We start from the raw sequence: 26357 nt of genomic DNA, 5'->3' as shown, positions 1-26357 counted from the left end.
AAAGGTCCGGAGTTCCGTTAGACCGCCAAGTCTTACTCAGCTGAAAACCAACCTCTCGGTCAGCCCCAGCCCGCAAGGACTCCGCCGTCCACGTTTCTCTTTCTTCTGTCATACATGTCAAACAGCGCGCCCTGTCGGGCAAATTCTGCCTCGCCGAAGCGAGAGCCTCACACCCTTGGGAGGGTCCAGAGAACACCTTTCCGTCCGGCTTTTGACCGGCTGCCACTACGGACAGTGGAGAGGAGAGCTCCGGGGAAGCGCCGTCCCGCCATGCGGCGGCGCCCCGTCAGTGATGTGGCTTATAAGGGTGCCCCTCAGACCTGTCAACACCCTTGTTTTTGAGCCCGATCGGATCTGTTGCCGGCTGTGGAAAACTCGGCACATCTGGCGCCGACTGAGAGGAGAAAAGCTTGAAAATTCAAATTGATGAGACCATCCACATGGGCGCTGGCGCCCCGGCCCTCCCCCGCCGGCTACCCCTTAGGGCCGCCGGAGCCGCCTCAAATTCCTTCGCCGAGATCGACGAATTCGGCAATCAGACGCGCGTCGGGGCGCTGGCGCCGGCTCGCGGGACGGGCCAGTTCCTCGACGAGCTGATGCACCTGCACCGAGATTTCGGGAACCGCCGTCACCTCCCAGAAGGCCGGACGCGACAAGGGGCCGAGCGCGTGCAGCCATGTGGAGGCGTGTCCGTAGCGATCAAGCAGCGCTGTGCCGCGGGTCTCAAGGCCCAGCCCCAATGGGTCCGGCCGTATGCGGCCCGTCTCCCGCAGTCCCTCGAATGGTGGAATGGCGAGCCCGGCGAAGTCCGCGCGCGGGCCCGTGCAGTTCACCACCCGCGCCACTTCGAGCGAGAGCACGCGGCCCGAATGGCGCCGGCGCAGCGTCGCCGCGATCCCGCCGGGCACAAGGTCGAGGCTGGCGATGCGACCCGCGATGACCGTGAGTTGCCCGGATTGGACGAGCGCCCCGAAGGCTTCGGCGATGCGTGGCGCCATCCGGTGGCGGTGAATGTCCCACCAGGTGCGGCCGTGGCGCAGGAACTGCGCGCGGGCTTTCTGCGGCCAGCCGGCCCAGACCGCGGCCAGGGCCGGGCGTGCGGCATCCATCACCCGCTGCCACGGCACCCCGCGCGCGGCAGCCTGCCGGACCTCCGCGCGGATGAGGCGGAGCGCCTGTATCGGGTTGCGTGCCTTGTCCGGATCAAGGAACGGCTCCACGCTACCGAGCTGACCCGCCACATCCGCATGGACATGGGGCACCAGGCCATGGCGCGACACGCTCCAGATCGGCCCGCGATGGCCGCGCGCCTCGAGCATCAGCGCCACGTCCACCATGGTGAGGCCGGAGCCGATGAGGAGCACCGGCGCATCCGGCCCAAGGCTGTCGATGTCCTGCCATCGCCACGGGTCCGGAACGAACAGCGGACTGTCATAGACGCCGCCGTCGCGGGTCCGCGGCGGGCGGGGCGGAAGATTGCCCGTGGCGAGCACCACATGGGTGCCCTCGATGCGCCGCCCATCGGTGAGGGTGACGCTGGGCACCGGGCGATCGGAAACGCGCACGACCTCGCCGCGAATCCGGCGCAGACGCCCGTTGCGGGCCGCGAGGGCGGCTTCCAGCCGCTCCGCGAAGTAGGCGCCGAACAAGGCGCGCGGCACGAAGGCGCGGGCGAGATCACCGCCCGCCTCCTCGATGGCGGCGGAAAGATCGGCGCCACTCGCCTTCAGCCACTGGGCGAAGCTTGGCTTGAGGCCGACCTCCATGCGCGCCACTGGCACGTTGAGCAGGTGGAGCGGATCGCAGGCGCCATAAGCGAGGCCGGGGCCGGCCTTCGCCTCCCGCTCGACCAGCACCACGTCGAGCCGTGCGGCCGCTGCCGCCAGTGCGAACAAGGTCCCGCTGAAGCCGCCGCCCACGACCACCACGGTGGTGCGCGCATCCCGCTGCGGTTCCGCGCCCTGCGTTTCCCAGGCATTCAGCATGGCGTTGCTCCTCGCGAGGCGGTCCGGTCAGGAGGCGGAGACGCGGCGCGCCTCGGGAACGATGGCATTGCCGATGATCTCCCCGAACGGGCCGCGATGATTGGTGACAACGCCCGGTGCGCCGGTTCCGGCTGCCCGCGGCAGCAAAGGCAGCACGCTTTCGCCGAAGCGATAGGCCTCCTCCAGGTGAGGGTAGCCCGAGAGCACGAAGGTATCGACGCCCACCGCCATGTATTCCTTCAACCGCTCGGCCACGGTCTCCGGATCGCCCACGAGGGCGGTTCCGGCACCGCCGCGCACGAGGCCGACGCCAGCCCACAGATTGGGTGCCACCTCCAGCCTGTCGCGCCGGCCGCCATGTAGTGCGCTCATCCGGCGCTGGCCTTCGGAATCCATGCGCGAGAACACCTTCTGCGCCTCGGCGATGGTGGTGTCGTCCACATAGCGGATCAGGTCGTCCGCCGCCGCCCAGGCCTCAGCCGCCGTATCACGGACGATGACATGGAGGCGCACGCCGAACGTGACCTCGCGGCCGAGCGCGGCAGCGCGGGCGCGGATGTCCCGGATTTTCTCCGCCACCTGCGCCGGGGGCTCGCCCCAGGTGAGATACTTTTGCACCTGCCGCGCCGCCACGTCATGGGCCGGCGCGGAGGAGCCGCCGAAGAACAAGGGCGGGTGCGGCTGCTGGACCGGCGGATAAAGCAGCTTGCCGCCCTCCACCTTGAAGTGCTTGCCCGCGAAGTTCACGTCCTCGCCCTTGAGAAGGCGGGTGTAGATGTCGAGGAACTCGGCGGTGATCTCGTAACGCTCCGCATGGTCGGCGAAGAAGCCGTCGCCCTTGTTCTCCACCGGATCGCCGCCGGTGACCACATTGATCAGGGCGCGACCGCCGGAGATGCGGTCGAGCGTCGCCGTCATGCGCGCGGCCACCGCCGGGGAGAGCAGACCGGGGCGCACCGCCACCAGAAAGCGCAGGCGTTCGGTGAGGCCGGCAAGGGCTGAAGCCACGATCCAGCTGTCCTCGCAGCTGCGGCCGGTCGGAATTAGCACGCCGAAATAGCCGAGCTGGTCCGCCGCCTGGGCGATCTGCCGGAGATAGCCGAGGCTCACCTCGCGCGCCTTGTGCGACGTGCCGAGATAGTGGCCGTCCCCATGGGTGGGCAGGAACCACAGCACGTTGGCTTCGGTCGCGGCAGGCAGGGTCGGATCGGCGACAGGGGACGACGGGGCGAGGGTCATGGACAGGCTCCGGATGAGGCCGGGAGCGTCGGGGCCACGCCCTCCGGCATTAATTCAATAAACTTTATAGAATTTATTGACCAGCTTTGATCCGCCTGTCTATTCTTTTCTCCGATCCACCCCCTCCGGTTTCCTCCGGAGGCGCGCTGGACCGTGTTGCCCCAAGGGGCTGAACCGCGGGCATGACCCTTGTTCTCCCGCACGTTCGAAGAAGGCAGATCGATGAACGCGCACGTCTCCGCCGCCCTGAGCCAGCCAGCCCAAATCGCTCCTGCTCCCGCTCCCGCTCCCGAGCTTTCCGCCGCCTCGCTCGCCTTTCGCAGTGCCATGCGCAAGCTGGCCGGCGCCGTGAGCGTGCTCACGGTGGGCCAGGGCGACGAGCGCACCGGCCTCACCGCGACATCGGTCACTTCCCTTTCGGTGGAGCCGCCGACGCTCCTCATCTGCGTCAATCGCGCCACCTCCTCGGTCGTGCCGCTGCTGAAGGAACGCGCCTTCGCCATCAACGTGCTGCGGCCGCATCACGAGCCGGTGGCCGACCGCTTCGCCGGCAAGGGCGGTCTCAAGGGGCCGGCCCGCTATGATGGCGCCGACTGGACCCGCCTCTCCACCGGCGCGCCCGTGCTCGCCGACGCGCTCGCCGCCTTCGACTGCGAGCTGGAAGACGCCATCGAGCGGCACTCGCATCTCATCGTCATCGGCCGGGTGGTGGCCTCCCGCATCACCGAGAGCGCCGAGCCCCTCCTCTACTGGGCCGGCAGCTATCGCGGCCTCTCCCTCTGATCCCCATTCAAAGGACCTCCGACATGAGCACGGGCATCACGCGCCGACACTTCGCCGTCCTCGCCTCCGGCCTCGCGGGGGCGCTTGCCCTCGGCGCGAGCCCTGCGCGCGCGCAGGAGAAGGTGGTGCGCATCGGCTACCAGAAGTACGGCACTCTCATCCTGCTGAAGAACAAGGGGCTGCTGGAGCCTTTGCTGAAGCCGCTCGGCTACAGCGTGAAATGGGCCGAGTTCCCCGCCGGTCCGCAGTTGCTGGAAGCGCTCAATGCCGGCGCGGTGGACTTCGGCAACACCGGCGAGGCGCCGCCCATCTTCGCCCAGGCGGCCGGCGCGCCCCTCGTCTATGTGGGCTACGAGCCCGCCGCCCCGCAGGGCGAGGCCATCCTCGTGCCCAAGAACAGCCCGCTCAAGACCGTCGCCGACCTCAAGGGCAAGACGGTGGCGCTGAACAAGGGGTCCAACGTCCACTATCTCCTGGTGAAGGCGCTGGAGAAGGCGGGCGTGCCCTATTCCGACATCAAGACCGCCTATCTCACCCCGGCCGACGCCCGCGCTGCCTTCGAGCGCGGCTCGGTGGATGCCTGGGCCATCTGGGATCCCTTCCAGGCGGCGGCGGAGAAGACCATCGACGCGCGCCAGCTCGCCGACGGCACCGGCATCGTCTCCAACTACCAGTTCTATCTCTCGACTCGCACCTTCGCGGACCAAGCGCCGCAGGTGGTGGACGTGCTGCTCAAGGGCGTCGCCGAGGTGGGCGCATGGGTGAAGGCGAACCCGAAGGCGGCCGCCGCCGAGTTCTCGCCGCTCATCGGCATCCCCGCCCCCATCCTCGAGGTCGCCCTCGCCCGCCAGCAGTATGACGTGAAGCCCATCACCCCCGAGGTGGCGGCCGCGCAGCAGCAGGTGGCGGACGCCTTCCTCGCCCTCGGCCTCATCCCCAAGCCCATCCGCATCGCCGACGCCCTGCGCGCGCCGAAGTCGTGACCGGGACGCGAGGAGCCAGCCATGAGCCCACCCGCCCACAGTGAGGCCGCCGTTCTTCCGGCGGCTTCCGCACCCCTCGCCGCGGAACCCGCGGAAATCCGTCGCCTCGCCGGCGCCCGTGCCGCCGCGCTGGGCCGTGCGCTCCTGCCATGGGCGTTGCCCCTCGGCGTGCTGGCCCTGTGGCAGGCGGGGGCGAGCCTTGGCCTTCTCTCCTCGCGCGTGCTGCCGGCGCCGAGCGACGTGGCGGTCGCCTTCTGGCGGACGCTGGGCGACGGCTCGCTTCTCACCAATGTGGCGGTCTCGACCCGGCGCGCCCTGATCGGCCTCGCCATCGGCGGCTCCATCGGTTTCGCGCTGGGGGTGCTGAACGGCATCGTGCGGCCGGCCGAGACGGCGTTCGATTCCACCATGCAGATGCTGCGCAACGTGCCGCACCTCGCCATCATCCCGCTGGTGATCCTGTGGTTCGGCATCGATGAGGAGGCGAAGATCTTCCTCGTCGCCATCGGCGTCGCCTTCCCCATCTATCTCAACACCTTCCACGGCATCCGCACGGTGGATCGCGGGCTGGTGGAGATGGCGCGGGTCTATGGCCTGTCCAGCACCGCATTGTTCTGGCGCATCGTGCTGCCGGGGGCGCTGCCCTCGGTGCTCGTGGGGCTGCGCTATGCGCTCGGCATCATGTGGCTGACGCTGATCGTGGCCGAGACCATCTCCTCCACCGAGGGCATCGGCTACATGACCATGAACGCCCGCGAATTCCTGCAGACCGACGTGGTGGTGCTCGGCGTGCTCGCCTACGCCCTCCTCGGCAAGCTCGCCGACAGCTTTACCCGCGCCATCGAGCGGCGGGCGCTGGCGTGGCATCCCGCCTATCAGAACGGCTCGGAAGGAGCGGCCTGATGGAAATCTTCTCCGCCGCAGACGCCGACGTCGCTGCGAAGGTGCGCGCGGACGAAATCCGCGCCACTTTCGCCCCGCCCGAACCGCGCGCGAACGCCCCGCGCTGGAAGGGCGAGTCGATCCACCTGTCCGCCGTCACCAAAAGCTTCGGCGCCCGCCCCGTCCTGCGCCGGCTGGATCTGGACGTTCCGGCCGGGCAGTTCCTCGCCGTGGTCGGCCGCTCCGGCGGCGGCAAGACCACGCTCATGCGCCTGATCTGCGGGCTCGACCTCGCCACCTCCGGCACCGTGCGGGTGGGGGAAAGCCACGTCACCGGCCTGATGCCGCAGGTGCGCCTCCTGTTTCAGGACGCGCGCCTCGCGCCATGGCAGCGCGTGCTCGCCAATGTGGGCATCGCGCGCGGCCCGCACTGGCGGGAGGAGGCCCATGCGGCGCTGCGCGACGTGGGCCTCGCCGATCGCGGCCGCGACTGGCCGTCCGTCCTGTCCGGCGGGCAGAAGCAGCGCGTGTCGCTGGCCCGCGCCCTGGTCTCGCGCCCTGGCGTGCTGCTGCTGGACGAACCCTTCGGCGCCCTCGACGCCTTGACCCGCACCGAGATGCACCGCCTCACCGAGCGCATCTGGACCGAGCACGGCTTCACCGTGGTGCTCATCACCCACGATGTGGCCGAGGCGGTGGCACTGGCGGATCGGGTGGTGGTGCTGCGGCAAGGCGAGATCGCCCTCGACGTGCCGGTGGACCTGCCCCGCCCACGCAGCGGCATCGCCTCCACCGAGGCGCTCGACCTCCAGCGGCGCATTCTCGCCGCCGTCTGAATGCCCCCGCAAACAGAAAGGGCGCCCGGTGATGAGCCGGGCGCCCTTTTGTTTGCGTTACGACCTCAGCGCTGGAGGCCCCAGGCCCGCACCGTGCGCTGCTCCACGAGGCGGAACAGCACCTCAACCAGAAGGCCAATCAGGATCACCGTGACGAGGCCCGCGAACACCCGGTCGGTGAGCAGTTCATTGCGGTTGCGATAGATGAACCAGCCGAGGCCGCCCGAGCGGGAGGAGACGCCGAACACCAGCTCCGCCGCGATCAAGGTGCGCCACGCAAACGCCCAAGCAATCTTCAGGCCCGACAGGAGCGAAGGGAGTGCCGCCGGAATGAGGATGAGCGCCACATAGGCCGGCCCCTTCAGCCCATAGTTTCGACCGACGAGGCGCTGCGTCTCCGGCACCTGCTCAAAGCCGGTCAGCGCCGCCAGCGCGAACGGCCAGAGCACCGCATGCACCATCACCAACAGGAGGCTCGCCTCGCCGAGCCCGAGCCACATCATGGCGAGGGGCAGGAGGGCGATGGCCGGCAGCGGATTGAACATGGCGGTCAGGGTCAGCAGCACCTCCTTCACGAAGGGCACCGCGATGGCCACCGAGACGAACACCAGCGCGAGGGCCAGCGCCAGCACATAGCCCTTCACCAGCACCGTGAGCGAGGCGACCGAGGCGGGGAACAGATCCTCATGGCGCAGCGCCTCCACCAAGGCCGAGATGGTGTCGGTGAAGGTGGGAAAGAGCAGCGGGCTGTTCTGCCACGTCGCCGCCACCTGCCACAGCACGGCGAGGCCGGCGAGCACCACTAGCCGGCGCACCAAGGTGAAACGCCAGAGGCCCGCGCCGGCCGTGGCAAGCCATTGTGCCGGCGCGGTACGGGTCGTGGCGTGGGCCACCCGGAAAAGGGCAGGTTGCCGGCTGAGATCAATGTCGGACATGGCGGACCTCATGGTCTTGTCAGGCAGCTCACAGGTGGAGAAATGCCAATTGGTGTTCGTCAACTCGTTCCGGGCGCAACCAACGCCCCGGATCAGATCGTCAAAGCCGCCGATCTCGAATGACGTCACGAGACGCCGGAAACACAACCTGATGTCGGCTTGATCTTCTTCAAGATACTTGCGACAGTCCTGTGCGTAAATTCACATGGGGGAGTGGGGCAAAATGGGGAAAAGAATAAATATCAGAGTATTCAGTTCCGTATTTCTTCTTTTTACATGCGCTTCTTATATTGACGCTGCGTCAGCTCAAACCGGAAAGAGCGGCGAATTCACCATCCATAACGAGACCGAGGCAAATACTGTCATCGGCTTCTATACAAATGACGGGACAGGCTGGAGCACCAACTGGCTGAGCGAACCGGTCGGCCCCGGTGACAACGCCGCACTCGTCTTCACCAAGTCGAGCGGCCGTTGCCAGCAAACGCTGCGGGTGGGCTGGCGCGGGAAGTCGGGCGGCGAAGTCAAGGACGATCCGATCCGCATCGACATCTGCAAGGCCAGCAACGTCTACCTGCACGACAACGACATCACCTACGATTGAGGCATGGGCCGGCGGCGAAACGGACACCGTCGCCGGCTCCTGCCGTGTTCTGCTCATCTCCACGGCCTTCGGCTCCTGCCCCGAACGTCAGTAATGGCGGACGTCAGTCATGGCGGGCTCCATCGGCGAAGAGCAGGTCGCTCACCTCCCGCACCACGCCCTCGAAGGCCGGCGAGCCGCGCTCGGCGAGGCCGAGGCCGGAGGTGTCGAAGCTGGCAATGGTCCGGCCGGGATGGGCGGCCAGCAGATGCAGCCGTGTGCCGATCAGCACCGCCTCGTCGATGGCGTGGGTGACGAACACGAGCGTGAAGCCCTGCTCCTCGGCAAGCCGCAACAGATCTTCCTGAAGCGTGCGCCGGGTGAGCGCATCGAGCGCCGCGAACGGCTCGTCCATCAGCAGCACGTCCGGCTCGGCGGCAAGCGCCCGGGCGATGGCGGCGCGCTGCTTCATGCCGCCGGAAAGGGTGTGCGGATAAGCATCGAACGCGCGCGCGAGGCCCACCTTGGCCAGCGCCGCACGCGCCCGCTCGCGGGCTTCCTTCAGTGGCACCTTGCGGGCGACGCGCAGCGGGAAGGCCACGTTGTCCCTGATGCTCTTCCACGGCAGCAGCTGGTCGAACTCCTGGAACACCACGAGGCGATCCGGCCCCGGCCCGGTCACAGCCTTGCCGCGCAAGCTCACCGTGCCGGCGGCGGGCTTCAGGAAGCCGGCCAGCGCCTTGAGGATGGAGGACTTGCCGCAGCCCGAGGGGCCGAGCAGCACGAGGCGCTCGCGCGCATGGACGGTGAAACTCACATCCTCCACCGCCCGGTGGCGGCCGGCCGGCCCGACATAGTCGAGCGTCAGGCCACGCGCCTCCAGCACGGGCGGCGCGGTGTGGACGACGGGAGGCACGGAGGCGGAAACGGGGGCGTGAATGGTCATCGCATCCCCCTCAGCTGCCCGACGCGGAGTGCAGGTCCTCGAAGGTGAAGTCCTTGAAGCTCGTGGGCTTCGCCTTGATGGCGCCGATGCGGTTCATGAAATCCGCGAACTTCAGCGTGCCCAGCGGCACGAGCGTGTATTGCGTGTCCGGGTCGCTCAGCACCTCGGCGACGAAGGCGGGATCGAGCTTGGACCTCTCGACCTTCACATAGATGTCCGCCGCTTCTTTCTTGTTCTGCTCCACCCATTTGGTCGCTTCCTCGAAGGCTTCGAGGAAGGCCTTGTAGGTCTTCGGATTGTCCTGCCGGAACTTGACGGTGGCATAGGCCACGGTGGGCGTCACCGGGCCGCCGAAGATGTCGTAGGAGGAGAACACCTTGTGGATCTTCGGGTCCTTCAGCGCGTGGTTCTGGAACGGCGCGTTGGAGAGATAGCCTGTGATCTCGGTGGAGCCGGAGAGGAGGGCCGCCGTCGCATCCGGATGCGGCAGCGTCACCATCAGCGCGTCGAGCTTCTTCGCATTCCCCGGCCCGAAGGTCTGCTCGGCGGCGAGCTGGAGGATGCGCGCCTGGACCGACACGCCGGCCACCGGCATGGCGATCTTGTCCTTCTCCGTAAAGTCCTTGATGGTCTTCACGTCGGGATTGTTGGTGAGCAGATAGTTGGGCTGCGCCCCGAAGGCGCCGACGATCTTCACCGCGTTGGAGGTGCCGCGCGTCTTGTCCCACAGAGTGAGGAAGGGGCCGATGCCGGCGGAGGCGATGTCGATGTTGCCTGCGAGCAGCGCATCGTTCACCGCCGAGCCGCCCGAAAGCTGGATCCACTCCACCTTGATGTCGATGCCCAGCGCCTTGCCGTGCTGCTCGACGAGGCCCTTCTCCTTCATCACGTGGAAGGGCGTGTAGAGGGTGCCGAACTGCTGGGCGATCCGTAGCACGCCCTCCGCCTGGGCGGGCGCGGCCGCGAGGAGGGGCGCAAGGGCGAGCGCGGCGGCAAGGCCGAGGATAGCGCGACGGGTTTTCATCTCGAAGACCTCTCGAATGCTCAGGAAACGGCGGCGAGGCGCCGCTCCGCGCTGTGGGAGCCCACGGCGAATTCGTTGACGATGTTGTCGGAGACCTTGCGGCGGCGGCCGTCGATGCCGAGCTCGGGGAACAGCAGCTCCGCCACCCGGTAAGCCTCTTCCAGATGCGGGTAGCCCGAGCCGATGAAGGTCTCGATGCCGATCTCCTGATACTCGCGGATGCGGGCGGCGACGCTTTTGGGATCGCCCACCAGCGCGGTGCCGGCGCCGCGCCGCACGAGGCCGATGCCGGCCCACAGGTTCGGCGCGATCTCCAGCTTGTTGCGGTCGCCCGGCTGGAGCGCGGCCATGCGCGCCTGGCCGACGGAATCCATCTCCACCTTGAAGCGCTTCTGCGCATTCTCGATCTGCGCGTCGGAGACGCGGGAGATGAGCCTGTCGGCGGCGGCCCAGGCTTCCGCCTCGGTCTCGCGCACGATGAAGTGGATGCGCAGGCCGAATTTCAGCTTGCGCCCGCGCTTGGCCGCACGAGCCTGCACGTCCGCGAGCTTGTCCTTCAGGATGTGGGGCGGCTCGCCCCAGGAGAGATAAGTGGTGACATGCTCGGCCGCGACTTCGTGGCTGGCCTCGGAAGAGCCGCCGAACCACAAAGGCGGGTGCGGCTTTTGCACCACCGGGAAATCGAGCCGTCCGTGGGCGACGCGATAATACTTGCCCTCGAAATCCACCGTCTTGCCGGCCACGAGATCCCGCCAGATCGTCAGGAACTCGTCCGCCTGGGCATAGCGTTCGTCATGCTCCAGGAAGATGCCGTCGGCGCCGAGTTCGGCGGGATGGCCTCCGACCACCACGTTCAACAGCAGCCGGCCGTCGCTAAGCCGATCGAGGGCCGCCGCCTGCCGCGCGGCGAAGGCCGGCGAGGTGACGCCCGGACGCAGCGCCACGAGGAATTTCAGGCGCTCGGTGGCGGTGGCGAGACCCGCGGCGGTGATCCAGCTGTCCTCGCAGCTCTGGCCAGTGGGCAACAGCACGCCCTTGAATCCGAGCCGGTCCACCGCCTGCGCCACCTCGCGGAAATAGGCGAATTCCGGCGGCCGCTGCTGCGTCTCCGAGCCGAGATAGGAGCCGTCTCCATGGGTCGGGATGAACCAGAACAGGTCCGGAGGGGCGGCAGGAGACTGGGACGCGCTCATGGGGAACTCCGTTATTCCCCATCAAGGAAGCGGGCTTTAAAATATAAAGTCAATAGAATTTGTTTTAATTCATTCATCGATCATTCGATGTGATTTGGACGGTCGAAACACCGCCGCGTGGAGGGCCACCATCAAGACGCGAAAAGCCAAGCGCGCAAAAGCCACGCGCGCGACAGCCATGCGCACACGCCGATCCTCAAGGTTCCGCTCCAGCTCCCTTGACCAACGCACGGTACAACTCTAGGGAATCACCTTGCACCAAGGCATCCTAAGGACCGTCTTGGCCACGGTGCGCACGGCCCCCGGCGAGGAGGGCGCGGCTCGCCGAACCCGGCCCCAGTGTCGCAACCAATGCGCGAGGTTGGACGAGCGGAACGGATCGGCAGTCTGATGGCACACCCTTCCTGGGATGAAAGTCACAGTCAGCGCGTGCGCGCGATGACGCTGCTCGAAGCCTTCCTGCTGATGGGCTTCGGCTGCCTCTGGTTCGTTGCCCTGATGGTGATCGACCGGCCGCTTCTGGCCGGGATCAATCTCGCCATGGCCGCCTTCGGGGCCTGCCTGCTGGTCCTGTTGCGACGGGGGCGGCTGCGGCTCGCGACGATCCTCGCCGCCCACTTGGCCCTTCTGGCGGTCGCCGCGTCATGCCTGTTCGATAACCCTCCAGCCGGCCTGCCGAAGGCCACGCTCCTGTATTTCCTGCCCATCGCGACCGGCAGCTATTTCGTGTTCCAGCGCGACAACCTCTATCTGCGGCTTGTCCTTCCGGCCTTCTACCTCCTGGCCTTCGTCGCCTTCAGCCTCCTGCCGTTGGCGATCAGCGACCCAGCTCTCATCGTCCCGCCCGAGGCGGCGCTCGTGGCGGCGTGGGTGAATACCGTGTCGGCCCTCGCGGCCCTGGTCTTCACCCTCGGACTGATGCACGCCGATCTCTCCGACCGTCGCGGCTGGGAACACGACCTGCGCCGGGCCATCGCCGGAGCCGAGTTCCGCCTCGCCTACCAGCCGCAGGTGGATCGCGGTGGCCGTTGGGTGGGCGCGGAGGCGCTCGTTCGCTGGCACAGTCCGCAGCGCGGCGACGTTCCGCCCAACCAGTTCATTCCGCTGGCGGAGGAAACCGGCCAGATCGTTCCCATCGGGGACTGGGTGCTGCGCGCCGCCTGCGCGCAACTCGCCACGTGGAACGCGCAGCCCGGCACCGCGCATCTGACGCTGTCGGTCAACATCAGCGTCGCCCAATTCCTCCAGCCCGACTTCGTCCGCAACGTCACCGACATCGTGACGCGGAGCGGCTGCGACGTGTCGCGGCTGAAGCTGGAGCTGACGGAGAGCATGCTGGCCGAGAACATGCCCGACATGGCCGCCCGGATGCAGGCCCTGTGCGACATCGGCCTCGTCTGGGCGCTGGATGATTTGGGCGCGGGCTACTCGTCGCTTCAGGCCCTCAGCCGGTTTCCCTTCGCCCAGATCAAGCTCGATCAGTCGTTCGTGCGCGGCCTGCCGGCCGACGAATCCAGCCTCCACATCGTGGAGGCCATGATTTCCCTCGCCGATACGCTCTCGCTCGTGTCCGTCGCCGAAGGCGTCGAGACCAAGGAGCAGTTCAGATGCCTGGTGGAGGCCGGGTGTCAGGTGTTCCAGGGCTATCTGTTCGGCCGCCCCATGGACATCGACCGCTTCGACGCGCTCATCGCATCCGTGCCGGACGCGCCGGCCGGGAGCGCGGATGGCGGCGACGCGCCCCCCGAGCGGTAGGCGCGGGCCGACGTGCCGGGGTGCATTTGCCCGCGATCCTGCCTAAATGGGTGCCGTTGAGCCTTCACTGCAAGGAGCCGCGCGCCGCCCCATGATCCGTTTCCTGCTCCGCTTCACCGGATTCTGGCTGCTTGCCGGCGGCTTCGTCGCGCTCATCGTCGATGGCACGCGCTCCATTGCGGCCTCCGGCCTCGTCTTCACCTCGGCCGGAGATGCCTGGTTCGCCTTGGCCCCGGGCAGCCTGGAACGGGCGGAGACCTCGGCCAAGGCCGGGATGCCGGCGGTGTGGAACACGGTTCTGCTCCCGCTCCTCTCCATGCCGGCCTTCGCGCTGCTCCTGCTGATCGGGCTGATCCTGATGGGCCTCGGCCGGGTGCGCGAGCGGTCGCGCTTCGAGATCGGCTGATCTGCCAAGCCTCCCCTCGCGCAAGCACGGCCGCATCCCCATATTGGGGATCCAGCGGGGTTTCTCCCCCTGCCCCATCCAACACCATGCCGTGACCGCAGGGTCCGATGCCCTCCGGTTGCGAGACGAGGAGCCCGCCATGTTCTGGCAGAAGAAGTCCCTCGACCTGCCCACCGCCGCCGAGGCCCTGCCCGGCCGCGCCGCCGCCATCCCCACCGCCGAAGTTCATTACGTCAACGGCCACGCCCTGAAGGGTCCGTATCCGAAGGGCTTCGAGACCGCCGTGTTCGCCCTCGGCTGCTTCTGGGGCGCCGAGCGCAAGTTCTGGCAGCAGGACGGCGTGTGGGCGACGGCGGTCGGCTATGTCGCCGGCCATACGCCGAACCCGACCTATGAGGAGGTCTGCTCCGGCCGCACCGGCCATACCGAGGCGGTGCTGGTGGCCTATGATCCCGCCGTGGTGTCCTACGCCGAGCTGGTCAAGCTCTTCTTCGAGAGCCACGACCCCACACAGGGGATGCGGCAGGGCAATGACGTCGGAACGCAGTACCGCTCCGGGATCTATGTCGCCGGGCCGGAGCAGCGCGCCGAGGCGGAGGCGGTGAAGGCGGCCTACGAGCCGGCGCTGAAGGCGCGAGGCTTCCCCGCCATCACCACGGAGATTGTCGATCTCGGACCGTTCTATTTCGCCGAGGGCTATCACCAGCAGTATCTGGCGAAGAACCCCAACGGCTATTGCGGGCTCGGTGGCACCGGCGTCTCCTGCCCCATCGGCACCGGCATCGCCGCGCAGTAGGGTAAACGCGAAGCCGCGCTGACGCGCCTGACCTTGACGGGGTCTGGCGGCGCTGATGCGCCGGGTATCGACGGTTTTGGCGGCGCTGATGCGCCGCCTTGCCAAATCGACACGCGGCGGGCTTGAGTGGACGCCTCTCATCTGGTCCCCATCATGCCCGCTGCTCCTTCCCGTACCCTCCTCGCGCGCGGCCACGCCCTACACCTCGGGCCGCGCACCCTCATCATGGGCATCCTCAATGTGACGCCCGATTCCTTCTCGGACGGCGGCCGCAGCGCTGCGCCCGACGACGCTCTGGCCAATGCCCGGCGCCTCGTCGCCGAAGGCGCCGAAATCCTCGATGTGGGCGGCGAATCGACGCGGCCGGGCCATACGCCGGTTGCGGCGGAGGACGAATGGGCGCGCATCGCCCCCGTCATTCCCGCCCTTGTGGCGGAGATGGGCGTGCCGGTCTCGGTGGACACCTACAAGGCCGAGGTGGCCCGCCGCGCGCTGGAAGCCGGAGCCAGCATCGTCAACGACGTGTGGGGCTTCACCCATGATCCCGACATGGCCAAGGTGGTGGCCGATTACGACGCCGCGGCGGTCGTGATGCACAATCGCGCCGAGGTGGATGAATCCCTCGATATCGTTTCGGAGATGCTGGGCTTCTTTGAGCGGGTACTGGAAATCGCCGACCGCGCAGGCGTGAAGCGGGAGAAGCTCGTGCTCGACCCCGGCATCGGCTTCGGCAAGAGCTTCCCGCAGAACCTCGCCGCCATCCGCCGCCTGCCGGAGCTGCGTGCGCTCGGCTTGCCGATCCTCCTCGGTACGTCGCGCAAGTCTTTGATCGGAAAGGTCATCCAGACGACGCCGCAGGAACGGGTGCCGGGGACCATCGCCTCCAACGTCATCGCCATCATGGATGGGGTGGAGATCATCCGGGTCCACGACGTGGCGGCCCATGTGCAGGCGGCCCGTGTCGCCGAGGCGATCCGGGACGCATCATGACCGTTGCCTATCTCTGCCTTGGCTCCAACGTCGGCGATCGCGCGCAGACCATGGCGCAGGCGCTGGCCACCCTGTGCCGCGCCGGCCTCACCCTGCGCCGCAGCTCCTCTTATTACGAGACACCGCCCTGGGGGCCGGTGCCACAGGGGCCCTATCTGAACCAGGTGGTGGAGGTCGACAGCCCCATCGGGCCGAAAAGCCTTCTGGCGCTAGGCCTTGAAGTCGAGCGGATGCTGGGGCGTGACCGTCCCAACGAGGTGCGCTTCGGCCCGCGTCGCATCGATATCGATATTCTGCTGTTCGGCGATGAGACCGTGCGGGAGGAGGATCTCGAAATTCCCCATCCCCGCCTCATGGAACGGGCCTTCGCGCTCGTGCCGCTCACCGAGATCGCACCCGACATCGTGGTCGGCGGCGTGCGCGCATCGGAGGCGCTGGCAAAGCTGGACCAGAGCGGCATCACGCGCCACGAAGACAGCGCGTCCCACGCATGAAAATGCCCCGCGCCGAGAGACGCGGGGCCGGGGCGCGAGGCCCGTCCTTGCAGGAGCGTTCGGCTCACATGGTCCGGATGTTGGTGGACCAGGTATCGACCTGGCGCTTCACCTCGTCCTTCGCATAGCCGTAGCGTTCCTGCAGCTTGCCTTCGAGAACCTCGCGGTTCCCGTTGATCTCGGTGAGGTCGTCGTCGGTGAGCTTGCCCCACTGGGCCTTCAGATTGCCCGTGAACTGCTTCCAGTTGCCTTCAACACGATCCCAATTCATCGGCTCGTCCTCCGTAGCAGTGGAAATATGCGACAACAACGTTCACGCTCGGCCGAGAGTTCCGCTAAGTTTTGCTTAATAGGGGAAGATCGATGAGCGCCGCGGTGTACGACGACGAGAAGCTGGCCGCAGGCGTCGCGAAGGGAGAGAGGGCCGCGCTGGCGCGGGCCATCACCCTTGTGGAATCCCGTCGCGCGGACCACCGCCGCCGCGCCCAGGCCCTCCTCCAGTCGCTGCTGCCGAAGACCGGCAACGCTTATCGCATCGGCATCACCGGCGTGCCGGGGGTCGGCAAATCCACCACCATCGACGCGCTGGGAACCTATCTGACCGGGCTGGGCCACAGGGTGGCCGTACTGGCGGTGGACCCCTCCTCCACTCGCACCGGCGGCTCCATCCTCGGCGACAAGACGCGCATGGCGCGCCTCTCGGTGGACCCCGCCGCCTTCATCCGCCCCTCCCCGTCCGGCGGCACGCTGGGCGGTATCGCGGCCAAGACGCGCGAGACCATGCTCTTGTGCGAGGCCGCCGGCTTCGACGTGGTGCTGGTGGAAACGGTGGGCGTCGGCCAGTCGGAGACGGCCGTGGCCGATCTCACCGACACGTTTCTCGTGCTCATGCTGCCCGGCGCGGGCGACGAGCTGCAGGGCATCAAGAAGGGCGTGCTGGAGCTGGCGGACATCGTGGCCGTGAACAAGGCCGATGGCGACAACATCCCCCGCGCACGGGCGGCGGCCGGCGAATATCGCGCCGCGCTGCACCTCCTCGGGGCGCGGGAGGCGCACTGGTCGCCGCCGGTCCTCACCTATTCCGCGCTGACCGGGGACGGAATTCCCGGCGTGTGGGAGCAGGTCGTCCTGCACCGGCAGAAATGCGAGGCGGCCGGCACCTTCGCCGCCACCCGCCGCGCCCAGCAAGTGCGCTGGATGTGGACCCTGCTGAACGAGCGCCTGGCCGAGAAGGTCGCCCACGATCCCGGCGTAAAGGCCCGGCTGCCGGCGCTGGAGCGGGAGGTCGCCGAGGGCGCCCTTTCCCCGGCACTCGCCGCGGCTGAAATCGCCGGGCTGATCGGGCTTTAAGGCCGTGAACAGGCCGATGCGCATCCTCATCTGCGCCTTCGGCCCGTTCCCGGGCGTGGCGGTGAACCCCTCGCAGCAGCTCGCGTCGGACCTCCTGCGCCTGCGCCGCCCTGCCCTCTGCGGTATCCAGATCGCGCTGGAAATCCTGCCCACCCGCTGGGACGCGCTGGCGCGGCTCGATGCGCGCCTCGAAGCTTTCGATCCGGACGCGGTGCTGCTCCTCGGCGTTGCAGCCCGACGGAGCCGCGTCTCCATCGAGATGCGGGCGATCAACGCCACGCGCCCCGCGCCCGACGCCGCCCGGCGGCATCCCCCGGCGCGCCATCTCGCGGCTGACGGACCGCCCCTCCTGCGCGCCTGCGTCCCGGCCGGGCCGTTGGCGAATGCCCTGCGCCGGACCGGCATCCCTGCCGCGCCCTCGCGGGATGCCGGGCGATATCTGTGCAACGCCAGCTATTTCCACGCCCTCGCCTGGGCTGGGCTGCAGAGCGGGCGCCCGCGGCCGGTGCTATTCGTTCACCTGCCACGGCACGAGGGCCGGCCAGCCGGCGTCTCGCGGGCACGGATGGGGCGCGGCCTGTCGCAGATTGTCCTCGCCCTCGCCGCCCAGGCCCGGCGCCCCTCCGCCGCCGTCCGCTCTGACGCCTTTAAGTCGATGGAATAGCTACAGCTTTCGCCTTCGGGCATGAACCGCTATAGGCTCGCCCATCCCCGCGTACCGAAGGCCGGCCCGTGACGATCTATCTGCCCATCGCCGAGCTGCCCGTCGCCATCTTCTCGATCCTCGCGATGGGCCTCGCGGTGGGCTTCATCTCCGGCATGTTCGGGGTGGGCGGCGGCTTCCTGATGACGCCCCTGCTCATCTTCACCGGCGTTCCCCCGGCGGTGGCCGTGGCCAGCGTCTCGCCCTACATGGCGGCCTCGTCCCTCTCCGGAGCCCTGTCCTACTGGCGCAAGGGCATGGTGGATACGACGCTGGCCGGGGTGCTGCTCTCCGGTGGCCTCGTGGGCACCCTGTCGGGCGTTCTGCTCTTCCTCTGGCTGCGCTCCATCGGGCAGGTGGACCTCGCCATCCGCCTTTCCTACATGCTGCTGCTGGGCGCCATCGGATCTCTGATGCTGGTGGAGAGCGTGCGCGCCATCCTGCGGGAACGATCCGGCGCGCAGCGGCCGGTGCGCCGCCCCGGCACACGCCCCCTGTTCATGCGCCTGCCCTTCAAGATGCGCTTCCGCCGCTCGCGCATCTACATCTCGGCCTTGCCGGTGATCGTGATCGGCTATGTCATCGGCCTGCTCGGCGCGGTGCTGGGCGTCGGCGGCGGCTTCATCCTGGTGCCGGCGCTGATCTATCTGCTGCGGGTCCCGACCCAGACCTCGGTGGGCACCTCGCTGGTGCTGACGCTCGTCACCATGGCGGCCGCAACCGTGCTGCACGCGGTCGCCAACGGCACGGTGGATGCCGTGCTGGCGCTGGTGATGATGATCGGCGGCACGGTCGGCGCCCAGTTCGGAGCCCGCACCGGGCAGACGCTGAAGGCGGAGAACCTGCGGCTGCTGCTCGGGCTTCTGGTGCTGTCGGTGGCGGTGCGGGTGGGCGCCGAACTGGTGACCGCGCCGGCCGATACCTTCGCCGTCACCGTGGTGGAGACGATCCGATGAGCCCCGTCCGCCACCGCGCCGGAGCGGGACCGGCATGGCTCGCCCGGTTCGCGTTCCTCGCCCTGGCGTTGATTGCTGGCGTGATCACCTCGCCGGCGCGTGCGGACCGGCTGGTGCTGTCGGTGTCGCAGCAGATGGTGAGCATCTCCTCCAGCTTCTCCGGTGCCGAGCTCGTCGTGTTCGGCGTTGCCGAGACCACCGATGGCGCTCCGCTTGAGGATGCGCCCGACGTGGTCGTCACGGTGCGCGGGCCGGCTGAGGATTTCACCACCTGGCGCAAAGCCCAGGTGCTCGGCCTGTGGGTGAACACCGACAGCCGCACCTTCATCGGCGTGCCGGCCTTTCTCACCGTGCTGTCGAACCGTCCAACGGATGAGATGGCCAGCCTCACGATCCTGCGCCGGGAACAGATTGGCCTCTCCCGCAACATCTTCGTCCAGCGGGTCGGCAGCGACTTCGCCGACGTGGTGCCCACCGATCCGTTCCGGGCCGCCTTCCTCCGCCTGCAATCGGCGCAGGGGCTTTATGAGGAAAACCCGAAGGGCGTCACCTTCCTCGCGCCCCGCGTGTTTCGCGCCGAGGTCCGCATACCCGGTGCAGCGCCCATCGGTCAGTACCAGATCGAGGTCAAACTGCTGCGAAACGGGCTGATTTCCGCGACGGAACAGGCCCATTTCGACGTGCGGAAGATCGGCTTCGAGCAACGCGTAGCAGAGTTCGCCCTCAACGATGCGCTGCTATATGGACTGGCCGTGGCCCTAGGCAGTCTGGTTGTCGGCTTCATCGCCAACATATTGTTCCGCAAGGAATGAGCTGTGAAGAGCGGCCATCGGATGTGATTTGGTATGCAACCGGAACGAAGATCAACAGACGGATGCGAGTACCAGCCCCGAAATTTAGAGCTGTTCGAACATTTTTTCCTTGAACCTGCTTTGATCCCCGTCCACACAGGGGCAGGGATAGTCATAATAATATAATACCTTCCGAAGGGCATTTGCAGCTGTCGCGCAGCCCTGAAGGACGTGCTTCGGGTGCCAAGCCCTGACCGGCGCCCGTAGGGGACGGGACGGCGCACTTGCGCCGTCCCGGACCCCCTTACCGCGCCAAACGCCGGGATGCGGCCCAGCTATTTCACCACTCTGCCGCGGGAAATCCCGTTTCGGCCCGATGGCGTTGCAATGGCCTCGGCCCGTGCTCTAGGAACGTCTCAGCCACCGGCGATCGCCGACTGGCGAGAAGCCGCGCCCCCAAGGAGCGTCGGCGGGGAGCAGGGAGACGACCTTGGCCGGTAGCATCGCCATCACCGTCGAGGGGGGCATCGCCCGCCTTGCGCTGACCAATCCGGAGCGCCGCAACGCCATCTCCAGCACCATGTGGCGTGCGCTCTCGGCCTTTGCACAGGAGGCGACCCGCCGCTCGGACATCCGCGTGGCGGTGCTGCGCGGCGCGGGCGACCTCGCATTCTCCGGCGGTGCGGACATCTCCGACTTCGACAGCGCCCGCTCGGATGCCTCCGGTGCGCAGAGCTATGACGATCTGGTGGAGCAGGCGTGCTCGGCCATCGAGGGTCTGGCCTTCCCGACGGTCGCCTTCATCCGCGGCGCCTGCGTCGGCGCGGGGGCTGCGCTGGCGGCGAGTTGCGACATGCGGATCGCCGCTGACGACGCCTTCTTTGCCATTCCCGCGGCGCGCCTTGGCCTTGGCTACGATCCGCGCGGCCTCGGTCGGGTGCTTCGGGCCTTCGGCAGCCAAGGCGCGCGGCAGCTGTTCTTCACCGCCGATCGCCTCCCGGCCGAGCGCGCTCACATGGTCGGCGCTGTCGACCTCATCGCGCCAGCCGCCGAGGTGGAGGCGCTGGCCGAGCGCACGCTCCACCGCATCGCCGAGAACGCACCCCTGACGCTCAAGGCTGCCAAGCTCGCCATCCGCGCGGCCGAAAGCGGCAGCCAACCGCTCACCGGCGAGGCGAAGCGCGCCACCGCCCTCGCCAATGCCAGCTCCGATTATCGCGAAGGCCGCCTCGCCTTCGCCGAGAAGCGGGCGCCCCGTTTCACGGGCAGCTGACCCGCACGGCACCCGCACCAGCCGACGCCTGAGAGCCGGCTGGACCTGTTCGCATCGCGCCGTCGGCCGTCAAAGCCCGGACGCGATGCGCCCAGGCCAGCGCCATTACTTTCCCTGCGCCTTGAGGCGCGTGTTGCAGGCGCTCCAGTATTTCGGCCAGGTCTGACCGGCGGGAATCTTCCCCGCGGCCTTCGCCGCGCGCCACTCTGCGCCGCAGGCTTCCTGACGCTGGTGCGCAGCCGTCTTCGCAGCCGAGGGCTGCGCACCAGGCTTGGCCGCAGTGCCGGCGCCCGTGGCGGCCGGAGCGGTTGCCGCCGGCTTGGCCGTCGAGGCAGCCGGAGCGGTCGGCGCAGGAGTCGTGGTCGCGGCCGCCGGCGGCGTAGTTGGGGCCGGCTTGGTCGTGGCGGGGGCTGTCGTGCTCTGCGCGAAGGCGGGCACGGCGAAGGCGGCAGCGAAGGTGAAGGCGAGGATGGCAGTACGTGCACGCATGGGTGCAGGCCTCCAAAGAGGGCCGCGCGAAGCGGCGCGGCGCACGGTCCGGTTTCGGACACCGCGTCAGCACGCCATGCGACAAAGGCGAAATCGCGGCACAAACATTTGATGACGCTGCGTAATTTATCCCAATGCACAACTGCCGCGCCGCCGTTGTGCCGGGCACATCAACCACCGCGCCCGACATCCTCCATTCGCATCGGCAATCACACGCCGATCCGTGGACATGAGCCCCCCACGCCTATATGTTCCGCCGCCGCGTTGGGGCGTAGCCAAGTGGTAAGGCAGGGGATTTTGATTCCCCCATTCCCTGGTTCGAATCCAGGCGCCCCAGCCACCGCGCCATGCAGCCTACTCCCAGCCCTCCAGCACGATCTTGCCGATGGACCGTCCGCTCTCCAGCGCGAGGTGGGCGCGGCGGAGGTTGTCCGGGGTGATGGCGCCGAAGTGGGCGCCGAGGGTGGTGCGCAGGAGGCCTTCGTCCACCAGTCCCGCGACTTCGGAAAGGATGCGGTGCTGGGCGTCCATGTCCGGGGTCTCGAACATGGAGCGGGTGAACATGGACTCCCAGGCGAGCGCCCCGCTCTTTGGCTTCAGGAGGGTGGCGTCGAGCACAGCGGGATCGTCGATGACGCAGATGGCGCCCTGGGGCACCAGCGCCTCGACCAGCTGCGGCCAGTGCTGCTGGGTGCCGGTGATGCTGAAGATGCGATGCGCGCCGCCAAGGCCGAGCGCCTTCAGCTCGCCCGCGAGCGGCTTGGTGTGGTCGATCACATGGTCGGCGCCGAGTTCCTTCACCCAGGCAATGCTCTCGGGGCGGGAGGCGGTGCCGACGATGGTGGCGGAGGCGAGCCGGCGCGCCAGTTGCACCGCCATGGAGCCGACGCCTCCGGCGGCCCCGACGATCAGCAGCACCGTCTTGTCGTCGGCGATACCGCGCGGCAGGCGCAGGCGGTCGAACAGGCTCTCATAGGCCGTGAGCGCTGTGAGCGGCAGGGCGGCGGCCTCGGCGAAGGAGAGGGTACGCGGCTTGCGCGCGGCGATGCGGGCGTCCACCAGATGAAGCTCGGCATTGGTCCCGGGCCGGGTGATGGCACCGGCATAATAGACCTCGTCGCCCACCGCGAACGCTCCGGCGTCGGCGCCCACCGCCTCCACCACGCCGGCCGCATCCCAGCCGAGGATCACCGGTGCCTCGGCCGTCCCCTGGCGGCGCATGCGCACCTTCGTATCCACCGGATTGACCGAGATGGCCTTCACCCGCACCAGCAGGTCGCGCGGGCCCGGAACGGGGTTCGGCGCCTCGAAGGCGAACAGGGCATCCGGACTGTCGGCGGGACGGGAGGCAACGTAACCGATGGCCTTCATGACGATCTCTCTCGAAGCTGGCGCAGCGCGCGCCGGTGCCCCCTAATCTTGATCGTCCGGCGCGCGGCGCAAGACGGCACAATCGGGTGGGCTGGTATCAGTCATGATACGCCGTGTGGCGTGAGCGATCGCCCTCCGCCATACTTCGCCGCCATAGCGGCGGCTGGAGGGACGAGCATTGGCAACGCGCCACGTGACCTATCCGGGAACGGGATGCCCCGTGGAAGCGACGCTGGCGCTGATCGGCGCCAAGTGGAAGGGCGCGACCCTCCATCACCTCCTGGGCGGCGAGCTGAGGTTCTCCGAGCTGCGCCGGAGGATGCCGAACGTGACGCAGCGCATCCTCTCCAAGGCGCTGCGCGAGCTTGAGGCGGACGGGCTGGTGCAGCGCCGGGTCTATCCCACCGTGCCGCCGCAAGTCGGCTACCGGCTCACGCAGAAGGGGGAGGCCCTGCGCGGCGTCGTGGAGGCGCTGGCCGATTTCGGCCGCGGCCATCTGCAGGGCGCGGCCTGCCCGTTTCCCCATGCCGAGCACGCGCTGGCGGCCGAATAGGGCGCCATCACCACCAAATTCGGCTAGTGTCGGGCCATGCCCCGTCCGTATCATAATGGCCCGCCCTCGGATCATTTCGACGGCACGCGCTTCTTCAATCCCGACCACCCCTCCACCGACAAGAGCCTGAAGGATCTTCTCGCCTGGCGCCGCGCCAAGCGGGGACAGGAGCCCGTGCCCGTCGGCTGGCCGGCCGAGCCGCGACTCCCCGTACGGCAGGAGACGCCGCCTCCGCGCGTGACGTCCGGCATCCGCATCACCATGGTCGGGCACGCCAGCGTGCTCATCCAGGTGGCGGGGCTGAACATCCTCACCGATCCGGTCTGGTCGGAGCGCGCAGGCCCGCTCCGCTTGCTGGGGCCGAAGCGGCACACCCCGCCCGGCATAGACTTCGGCGCGCTGCCGCCCATCGATTGGGTGCTGCTCAGCCACAACCACTACGACCACATGGATCTCGCGACGCTGCGTCGCCTCCAGCGCACCCACCGCCCGCGCGTGCTGACGCCGCTCGGCAACGACAAGATCCTGCGCCCGCAGATCAAGGCCCTCGACATCACCACCGGCGACTGGGGAGAACGCTTCGATCTCGGCGCGGGCGTGGAGGCGATCGTCCATCCCGCGAACCACTGGTCGGCGCGCGGCATAAGGGACCGGCGGTTCGCCCTGTGGGCCGGCTTCGTGTTGGCGACGCCGGAAGGGCTGATCTATTTCGCCGGCGATACGGGCTATGGCACCGGCGCCATCTTCCGGTCGGTCAAAAGCGCGTTCGGCGCGCCGCGCGTGGCGCTGATCCCCATCGGCGCCTACGAGCCGCGCTGGTTCATGGCACCGCAGCACACCAATCCCGAGGAGGCCGTGCGCATCCTGGAGGACACCGGCGCCACGCAGGGCCTGGGCATCCACTGGGGTACGTTCCGCCTCACGGACGAAGGGCAGGATGCGCCGAAGCGGGCGCTGGGCGAGGCGCTGGACGCCGCGGGCATCGCGCGGCACCTTTTCCTGCCGCTTCACCCGGGGCAGGTGTGGGAGGCGCGCGCTTAGCCGAGCGCCGCTTCCAGCCGGTCGGCGATGGTCTTCAGCACCTTGACCCGGCCGTAGCGCTTGTCTTCGGATTCCACCAGCGTCCACGGGGCGACGCGGGTGGAGGTCCGGTCCACCATCTCGGTCACGGCCGCCTCGTAGAGCGGCCATTTCTCCCGGTTGCGCCAGTCCTCGGGGGTCAGCTTGAAGCGCTTGTAGGCGACGGTCTCGCGCTCCTCGAAGCGGCGGGCCTGCTCCTCCTGGCTGATGGCGAGCCAGAACTTCACCACCACATAGTGCGCCGCCGAGAGCTGGGCCTCGAAATCGTTGATCTCGCCATAGGCGCGGCCCCAGTCGTCCGGCCCGCACAGGCCCTCCACCCGTTCCACCAGCACGCGGCCGTACCAGGACCGGTCGAAGATGACCGTGCGCCCATGGGCCGGAATGTGCCGCCAGAAGCGCCAGAGATAGGGCCGCGCCCGCTCCTCGTCGGTCGGGGCGGCAATGGGATGGACGCGGAAGCGGCGCGGATCGAGCGCCCGCCGCAGCCGCATGATGGTGGAACTCTTGCCCGCCGCATCCGAGCCCTCGAACGCCACCACCAGCCCCGCATCGGCAAAGCGCGGGGAATTGGTGAGGCGGGTGATGCGGCTCTGCTCCTGCGCCAGTTGGCGGTCGTAATCGTCCTCACTGAGAGATTTCGACAGGTCCAGCGTGGAAAGGATGGAGAAGGCCGGCAGCGCCGGGGGCAGCCGCGTGGGGTTGGGCGCGAGCGGCTGGGGCGCCGGCTCGGGCTCAGCGACCAGGGTGCGCAGCTTTTCCAGCAGCAGGCTGCCAGCCATGGCGTCGCGATACTCCTCGTCGGCCGCCGGCACCACATGCCAGGGCGACGTTTCGGTGGAGGTGGCCCGGGCGGCGTCCTCGGAGATGGCGAGCAGCCGTTTGCGCGGGCCGGCGCCTTTCAGCTCCTCCCATTCCCGCACCACGGGGCGCTGCCAGTCGCCCTTGGTGACGCCCTTGAGGCGGACGCGCGCCTCCTCCGCATCCAGATAGAGCCAGATCTTGAGCAGGCTCACGCCCTCGGCGTGGAGCATCGCCTCGAAGCGCTGGATTTCCTCCAGCGCCGCCATGAAGTCGCCGCGCTTCATCTCGTCCAGCGCCCTCTTGCACAGGGGCGCGTGGTACCAGGAGCCGAGCATGATGCCGATCTGGCCGAAGGGCGGCAGCTCGCGCCAGTATTTCCACATGGCCGGACGATCTTCCGGCGCGCAGGGCATGTCGAAGGTCAGCGTCTGGAGCTTGCGCACATCCAGCCAGCCATAGAGGCGGTTCAGCACCGCCCCCTTGCCGGCACCGTCGGGACCATGGATGAGAACGATGAGGCTGCGCCGCTTCTGCTCGATCAGCTGGAACTGCGCGGTGAGCAAATCCTCGCGCAGGCTGGGCTCCATCGCCTTGAAGGCGGCCTTGTCGAGATGATGCGCGAACGTCGCGGATTCGAACATGCCGCCTCTCCTCGTGCCGGGGGAGGCAGCGTGGACGACCGCTCAGGCCGATGCAACCTTCTGGGTGGCGGCGGACGGCACCTTCACCCACGCCTCGCCGTCCAGCACCACCTCGCCCTTCACCGTGCAGATGCAGGAGAGCCGCGCGCGGAAGCGCTCGGGGATCAGCTCCACCACGCGCACTTCCACCTCCACAGTGTCGTCGATGCGCACGGGGGCCCGGAAGTTCAGCGTCTGGGAGATGTAGACCGCGCCCGGACCCGGAAGGCGGGTGCCGAGAACGGCGGAGATCAGGCTCGCCGTATAAAGGCCATGGGCGATCCGGCCGCCGAAGGGCGTGCGCGCGGCGAAATGCTGGGACAGATGGATGGGATTGCGGTCGCCGGTCAGCTCGGCGAAGCCTACGATGTCGGACGACGAAACCGTCTTCGACATGCGCTCGATGCGCCCAACCGTCAGGTCTTCAAAAAAGAGGTTCTGCAATTCGAGGAACATGGGCGCGCTTCCGTTATGCTTGTC

28 protein-coding genes and 1 tRNA gene are annotated in these 26357 nt (G+C 68.2%); 18 read left to right on the top strand and 11 right to left on the bottom strand.

Annotated features, from left to right (window positions below; translation table 11 throughout):
• Positions 1-500: 500 nt before the first annotated feature.
• Positions 501-1985, bottom strand: coding sequence for an FAD/NAD(P)-binding protein (locus EJ105_RS18290; protein WP_250167471.1), 1485 nt, complete (start codon positions 1983-1985; stop codon positions 501-503).
• A gap of 27 nt (positions 1986-2012) precedes the next feature.
• Entirely contained in the window at positions 2013-3224 is a 1212-nt protein-coding gene (ssuD, locus tag EJ105_RS18285) for an FMNH2-dependent alkanesulfonate monooxygenase (protein WP_250167470.1), read from the bottom strand.
• Positions 3225-3446: 222 nt separating this feature from the next.
• On the opposite strand from ssuD (EJ105_RS18285), the gene EJ105_RS18280 reads away from it, so the two are divergent.
• From EJ105_RS18280 to EJ105_RS18265, 4 genes are read left to right on the top strand one after another with little or no spacing between them, the layout of a single operon-like run.
• On the top strand, positions 3447-4007 hold the full coding sequence (locus EJ105_RS18280) for a flavin reductase family protein (protein ID WP_250167469.1): 561 nt from the start codon (positions 3447-3449) through the stop codon (positions 4005-4007).
• A gap of 23 nt (positions 4008-4030) precedes the next feature.
• Complete coding sequence (locus EJ105_RS18275; protein WP_250167468.1) at positions 4031-4990, top strand: sulfonate ABC transporter substrate-binding protein; 960 nt, start codon at positions 4031-4033, stop codon at positions 4988-4990.
• Between the two features lie 21 nt (positions 4991-5011).
• Positions 5012-5893, top strand: a complete 882-nt coding sequence (gene ssuC / locus EJ105_RS18270; protein ID WP_250167467.1) for an aliphatic sulfonate ABC transporter permease SsuC — start codon at positions 5012-5014, stop codon at positions 5891-5893.
• Positions 5893-6708, top strand: a complete 816-nt coding sequence (locus EJ105_RS18265; protein WP_250167466.1) for an ATP-binding cassette domain-containing protein — start codon at positions 5893-5895, stop codon at positions 6706-6708. The genes ssuC and EJ105_RS18265 overlap by 1 nt, the downstream gene beginning before the upstream one ends.
• 65 nt (positions 6709-6773) lie before the next feature.
• On the opposite strand, the gene EJ105_RS18260 is transcribed toward EJ105_RS18265, so the two are convergent.
• On the bottom strand, positions 6774-7643 hold the full coding sequence (locus EJ105_RS18260; RefSeq protein ID WP_250167465.1) for an ABC transporter permease: 870 nt from the start codon (positions 7641-7643) through the stop codon (positions 6774-6776).
• 223 nt (positions 7644-7866) lie between these two features.
• Here EJ105_RS18260 and EJ105_RS18255 point away from each other — a divergent pair, with 223 nt between their 5' ends.
• Positions 7867-8244, top strand: coding sequence for a hypothetical protein (locus EJ105_RS18255; protein ID WP_250167464.1), 378 nt, complete (start codon positions 7867-7869; stop codon positions 8242-8244).
• A gap of 103 nt (positions 8245-8347) precedes the next feature.
• On the opposite strand, the gene EJ105_RS18250 is transcribed toward EJ105_RS18255, so the two are convergent.
• Genes EJ105_RS18250 through ssuD (EJ105_RS18240) form a run of 3 tightly spaced genes read right to left on the bottom strand, consistent with a single transcriptional unit; the run spans position 8348 to position 11386 of the window.
• Complete coding sequence (locus EJ105_RS18250; RefSeq protein ID WP_250167463.1) at positions 8348-9169, bottom strand: ABC transporter ATP-binding protein; 822 nt, start codon at positions 9167-9169, stop codon at positions 8348-8350.
• Between the two features lie 10 nt (positions 9170-9179).
• Positions 9180-10193 carry an ABC transporter substrate-binding protein gene (locus EJ105_RS18245; protein ID WP_250167462.1) on the bottom strand — a complete coding sequence of 338 codons (1014 nt, stop codon included), beginning with the start codon at positions 10191-10193 and terminating at the stop codon, positions 9180-9182.
• A 20-nt stretch (positions 10194-10213) separates the two neighbouring features.
• Entirely contained in the window at positions 10214-11386 is a 1173-nt protein-coding gene (ssuD, locus tag EJ105_RS18240; RefSeq protein WP_250167461.1) for an FMNH2-dependent alkanesulfonate monooxygenase, read from the bottom strand.
• A gap of 390 nt (positions 11387-11776) precedes the next feature.
• Between ssuD (EJ105_RS18240) and EJ105_RS18235 the strand changes: the two genes are divergently transcribed.
• From EJ105_RS18235 to folK, 5 genes are all read left to right on the top strand, one after another.
• Complete coding sequence (locus tag EJ105_RS18235; protein WP_250167460.1) at positions 11777-13141, top strand: putative bifunctional diguanylate cyclase/phosphodiesterase; 1365 nt, start codon at positions 11777-11779, stop codon at positions 13139-13141.
• Positions 13142-13232: 91 nt separating this feature from the next.
• A complete protein-coding gene (locus tag EJ105_RS18230; protein ID WP_024280838.1) occupies positions 13233-13547 on the top strand; it encodes a hypothetical protein in 315 nt (104 codons plus the stop codon).
• Between the two features lie 139 nt (positions 13548-13686).
• Positions 13687-14343, top strand: coding sequence for a peptide-methionine (S)-S-oxide reductase MsrA (msrA, locus tag EJ105_RS18225; protein WP_250167459.1), 657 nt, complete (start codon positions 13687-13689; stop codon positions 14341-14343).
• Positions 14344-14496: 153 nt separating this feature from the next.
• Entirely contained in the window at positions 14497-15333 is an 837-nt protein-coding gene (gene folP, locus EJ105_RS18220) for a dihydropteroate synthase (protein ID WP_250167458.1), read from the top strand.
• Complete coding sequence (gene folK, locus EJ105_RS18215; protein WP_250167457.1) at positions 15330-15827, top strand: 2-amino-4-hydroxy-6-hydroxymethyldihydropteridine diphosphokinase; 498 nt, start codon at positions 15330-15332, stop codon at positions 15825-15827. The genes folP and folK overlap by 4 nt, the downstream gene beginning before the upstream one ends.
• 64 nt (positions 15828-15891) lie before the next feature.
• Here folK and EJ105_RS18210 read toward each other — a convergent pair whose 3' ends face one another.
• A complete protein-coding gene (locus EJ105_RS18210; RefSeq protein ID WP_029555742.1) occupies positions 15892-16098 on the bottom strand; it encodes a CsbD family protein in 207 nt (68 codons plus the stop codon).
• A 92-nt stretch (positions 16099-16190) separates the two neighbouring features.
• Between EJ105_RS18210 and meaB the strand changes: the two genes are divergently transcribed.
• From meaB to EJ105_RS18185, 5 genes are all read left to right on the top strand, one after another.
• On the top strand, positions 16191-17177 hold the full coding sequence (meaB, locus tag EJ105_RS18205) for a methylmalonyl Co-A mutase-associated GTPase MeaB (protein WP_250167456.1): 987 nt from the start codon (positions 16191-16193) through the stop codon (positions 17175-17177).
• 16 nt (positions 17178-17193) lie between these two features.
• Entirely contained in the window at positions 17194-17841 is a 648-nt protein-coding gene (locus EJ105_RS18200; protein WP_250167455.1) for a pyroglutamyl-peptidase I, read from the top strand.
• 68 nt (positions 17842-17909) lie between these two features.
• Positions 17910-18836, top strand: coding sequence for a sulfite exporter TauE/SafE family protein (locus EJ105_RS18195; RefSeq protein WP_250167454.1), 927 nt, complete (start codon positions 17910-17912; stop codon positions 18834-18836).
• Entirely contained in the window at positions 18833-19648 is an 816-nt protein-coding gene (locus EJ105_RS18190; RefSeq protein WP_250167453.1) for a TIGR02186 family protein, read from the top strand. Before EJ105_RS18195 ends, EJ105_RS18190 begins: the two co-directional genes overlap by 4 nt.
• A 469-nt stretch (positions 19649-20117) precedes the next feature.
• Positions 20118-20900, top strand: coding sequence for an enoyl-CoA hydratase-related protein (locus EJ105_RS18185; RefSeq protein WP_250167452.1), 783 nt, complete (start codon positions 20118-20120; stop codon positions 20898-20900).
• A gap of 105 nt (positions 20901-21005) precedes the next feature.
• Here EJ105_RS18185 and EJ105_RS18180 read toward each other — a convergent pair whose 3' ends face one another.
• On the bottom strand, positions 21006-21389 hold the full coding sequence (locus tag EJ105_RS18180; protein WP_250167451.1) for a hypothetical protein: 384 nt from the start codon (positions 21387-21389) through the stop codon (positions 21006-21008).
• Between the two features lie 265 nt (positions 21390-21654).
• On the opposite strand from EJ105_RS18180, the gene EJ105_RS18175 reads away from it, so the two are divergent.
• Positions 21655-21729: transfer RNA gene (locus EJ105_RS18175), tRNA-Gln, on the top strand.
• Positions 21730-21743: 14 nt separating this feature from the next.
• Here the strand turns inward: EJ105_RS18175 and EJ105_RS18170 are convergent.
• Positions 21744-22760, bottom strand: coding sequence for a zinc-binding alcohol dehydrogenase family protein (locus EJ105_RS18170; RefSeq protein ID WP_250167450.1), 1017 nt, complete (start codon positions 22758-22760; stop codon positions 21744-21746).
• A gap of 178 nt (positions 22761-22938) precedes the next feature.
• Between EJ105_RS18170 and EJ105_RS18165 the strand changes: the two genes are divergently transcribed.
• Both EJ105_RS18165 and EJ105_RS18160 read left to right on the top strand, forming a co-directional pair.
• Entirely contained in the window at positions 22939-23313 is a 375-nt protein-coding gene (locus EJ105_RS18165) for a winged helix-turn-helix transcriptional regulator (RefSeq protein WP_250167449.1), read from the top strand.
• A 36-nt stretch (positions 23314-23349) separates the two neighbouring features.
• Positions 23350-24354, top strand: a complete 1005-nt coding sequence (locus EJ105_RS18160; protein WP_250167448.1) for an MBL fold metallo-hydrolase — start codon at positions 23350-23352, stop codon at positions 24352-24354.
• Here the strand turns inward: EJ105_RS18160 and pap are convergent.
• Together pap and EJ105_RS18150 are read right to left on the bottom strand one after the other, a co-directional pair.
• Positions 24351-25838, bottom strand: a complete 1488-nt coding sequence (pap, locus tag EJ105_RS18155) for a polyphosphate:AMP phosphotransferase (RefSeq protein WP_250167447.1) — start codon at positions 25836-25838, stop codon at positions 24351-24353. The two genes, EJ105_RS18160 and pap, sit on opposite strands and share 4 nt — an antisense overlap.
• A 42-nt stretch (positions 25839-25880) precedes the next feature.
• The gene (locus EJ105_RS18150; RefSeq protein ID WP_029555753.1) at positions 25881-26333 is read right to left on the bottom strand and encodes a MaoC family dehydratase; all 453 of its coding nucleotides are present in this window, start codon (positions 26331-26333) and stop codon (positions 25881-25883) included.
• Between the last annotated feature and the right edge of the window lie 24 nt (positions 26334-26357).

Origin of the sequence: Xanthobacter aminoxidans (assembly GCF_023571765.1) — a bacterium.
Lineage (GTDB): Bacteria > Pseudomonadota > Alphaproteobacteria > Rhizobiales > Xanthobacteraceae > Xanthobacter > Xanthobacter aminoxidans.
This window is presented reverse-complemented; position numbering and strand designations above follow the sequence as displayed.

Bases quoted from the DNA above. Each gene is read 5' to 3' on its own strand.
- EJ105_RS18290 (WP_250167471.1), bottom strand. From the start codon at position 1,985: ATGCTGAATGCCTGGGAAACGCAGGGCGCGGAACCGCAGCGGGATGCG.
- ssuD (WP_250167470.1), bottom strand. From the start codon at position 3,224: ATGACCCTCGCCCCGTCGTCCCCTGTCGCCGATCCGACCCTGCCTGCC.
- EJ105_RS18280 (WP_250167469.1), top strand. From the start codon at position 3,447: ATGAACGCGCACGTCTCCGCCGCCCTGAGCCAGCCAGCCCAAATCGCT.
- EJ105_RS18275 (WP_250167468.1), top strand. From the start codon at position 4,031: ATGAGCACGGGCATCACGCGCCGACACTTCGCCGTCCTCGCCTCCGGC.
- ssuC (WP_250167467.1), top strand. From the start codon at position 5,012: ATGAGCCCACCCGCCCACAGTGAGGCCGCCGTTCTTCCGGCGGCTTCC.
- EJ105_RS18265 (WP_250167466.1), top strand. From the start codon at position 5,893: ATGGAAATCTTCTCCGCCGCAGACGCCGACGTCGCTGCGAAGGTGCGC.
- EJ105_RS18260 (WP_250167465.1), bottom strand. From the start codon at position 7,643: ATGTCCGACATTGATCTCAGCCGGCAACCTGCCCTTTTCCGGGTGGCC.
- EJ105_RS18255 (WP_250167464.1), top strand. From the start codon at position 7,867: ATGGGGAAAAGAATAAATATCAGAGTATTCAGTTCCGTATTTCTTCTT.
- EJ105_RS18250 (WP_250167463.1), bottom strand. From the start codon at position 9,169: ATGACCATTCACGCCCCCGTTTCCGCCTCCGTGCCTCCCGTCGTCCAC.
- EJ105_RS18245 (WP_250167462.1), bottom strand. From the start codon at position 10,193: ATGAAAACCCGTCGCGCTATCCTCGGCCTTGCCGCCGCGCTCGCCCTT.
- ssuD (WP_250167461.1), bottom strand. From the start codon at position 11,386: ATGAGCGCGTCCCAGTCTCCTGCCGCCCCTCCGGACCTGTTCTGGTTC.
- EJ105_RS18235 (WP_250167460.1), top strand. From the start codon at position 11,777: ATGGCACACCCTTCCTGGGATGAAAGTCACAGTCAGCGCGTGCGCGCG.
- EJ105_RS18230 (WP_024280838.1), top strand. From the start codon at position 13,233: ATGATCCGTTTCCTGCTCCGCTTCACCGGATTCTGGCTGCTTGCCGGC.
- msrA (WP_250167459.1), top strand. From the start codon at position 13,687: ATGTTCTGGCAGAAGAAGTCCCTCGACCTGCCCACCGCCGCCGAGGCC.
- folP (WP_250167458.1), top strand. From the start codon at position 14,497: ATGCCCGCTGCTCCTTCCCGTACCCTCCTCGCGCGCGGCCACGCCCTA.
- folK (WP_250167457.1), top strand. From the start codon at position 15,330: ATGACCGTTGCCTATCTCTGCCTTGGCTCCAACGTCGGCGATCGCGCG.
- EJ105_RS18210 (WP_029555742.1), bottom strand. From the start codon at position 16,098: ATGAATTGGGATCGTGTTGAAGGCAACTGGAAGCAGTTCACGGGCAAT.
- meaB (WP_250167456.1), top strand. From the start codon at position 16,191: ATGAGCGCCGCGGTGTACGACGACGAGAAGCTGGCCGCAGGCGTCGCG.
- EJ105_RS18200 (WP_250167455.1), top strand. From the start codon at position 17,194: ATGCGCATCCTCATCTGCGCCTTCGGCCCGTTCCCGGGCGTGGCGGTG.
- EJ105_RS18190 (WP_250167453.1), top strand. From the start codon at position 18,833: ATGAGCCCCGTCCGCCACCGCGCCGGAGCGGGACCGGCATGGCTCGCC.
- EJ105_RS18180 (WP_250167451.1), bottom strand. From the start codon at position 21,389: ATGCGTGCACGTACTGCCATCCTCGCCTTCACCTTCGCTGCCGCCTTC.
- EJ105_RS18170 (WP_250167450.1), bottom strand. From the start codon at position 22,760: ATGAAGGCCATCGGTTACGTTGCCTCCCGTCCCGCCGACAGTCCGGAT.
- EJ105_RS18160 (WP_250167448.1), top strand. From the start codon at position 23,350: ATGCCCCGTCCGTATCATAATGGCCCGCCCTCGGATCATTTCGACGGC.
- pap (WP_250167447.1), bottom strand. From the start codon at position 25,838: ATGTTCGAATCCGCGACGTTCGCGCATCATCTCGACAAGGCCGCCTTC.
- EJ105_RS18150 (WP_029555753.1), bottom strand. From the start codon at position 26,333: ATGTTCCTCGAATTGCAGAACCTCTTTTTTGAAGACCTGACGGTTGGG.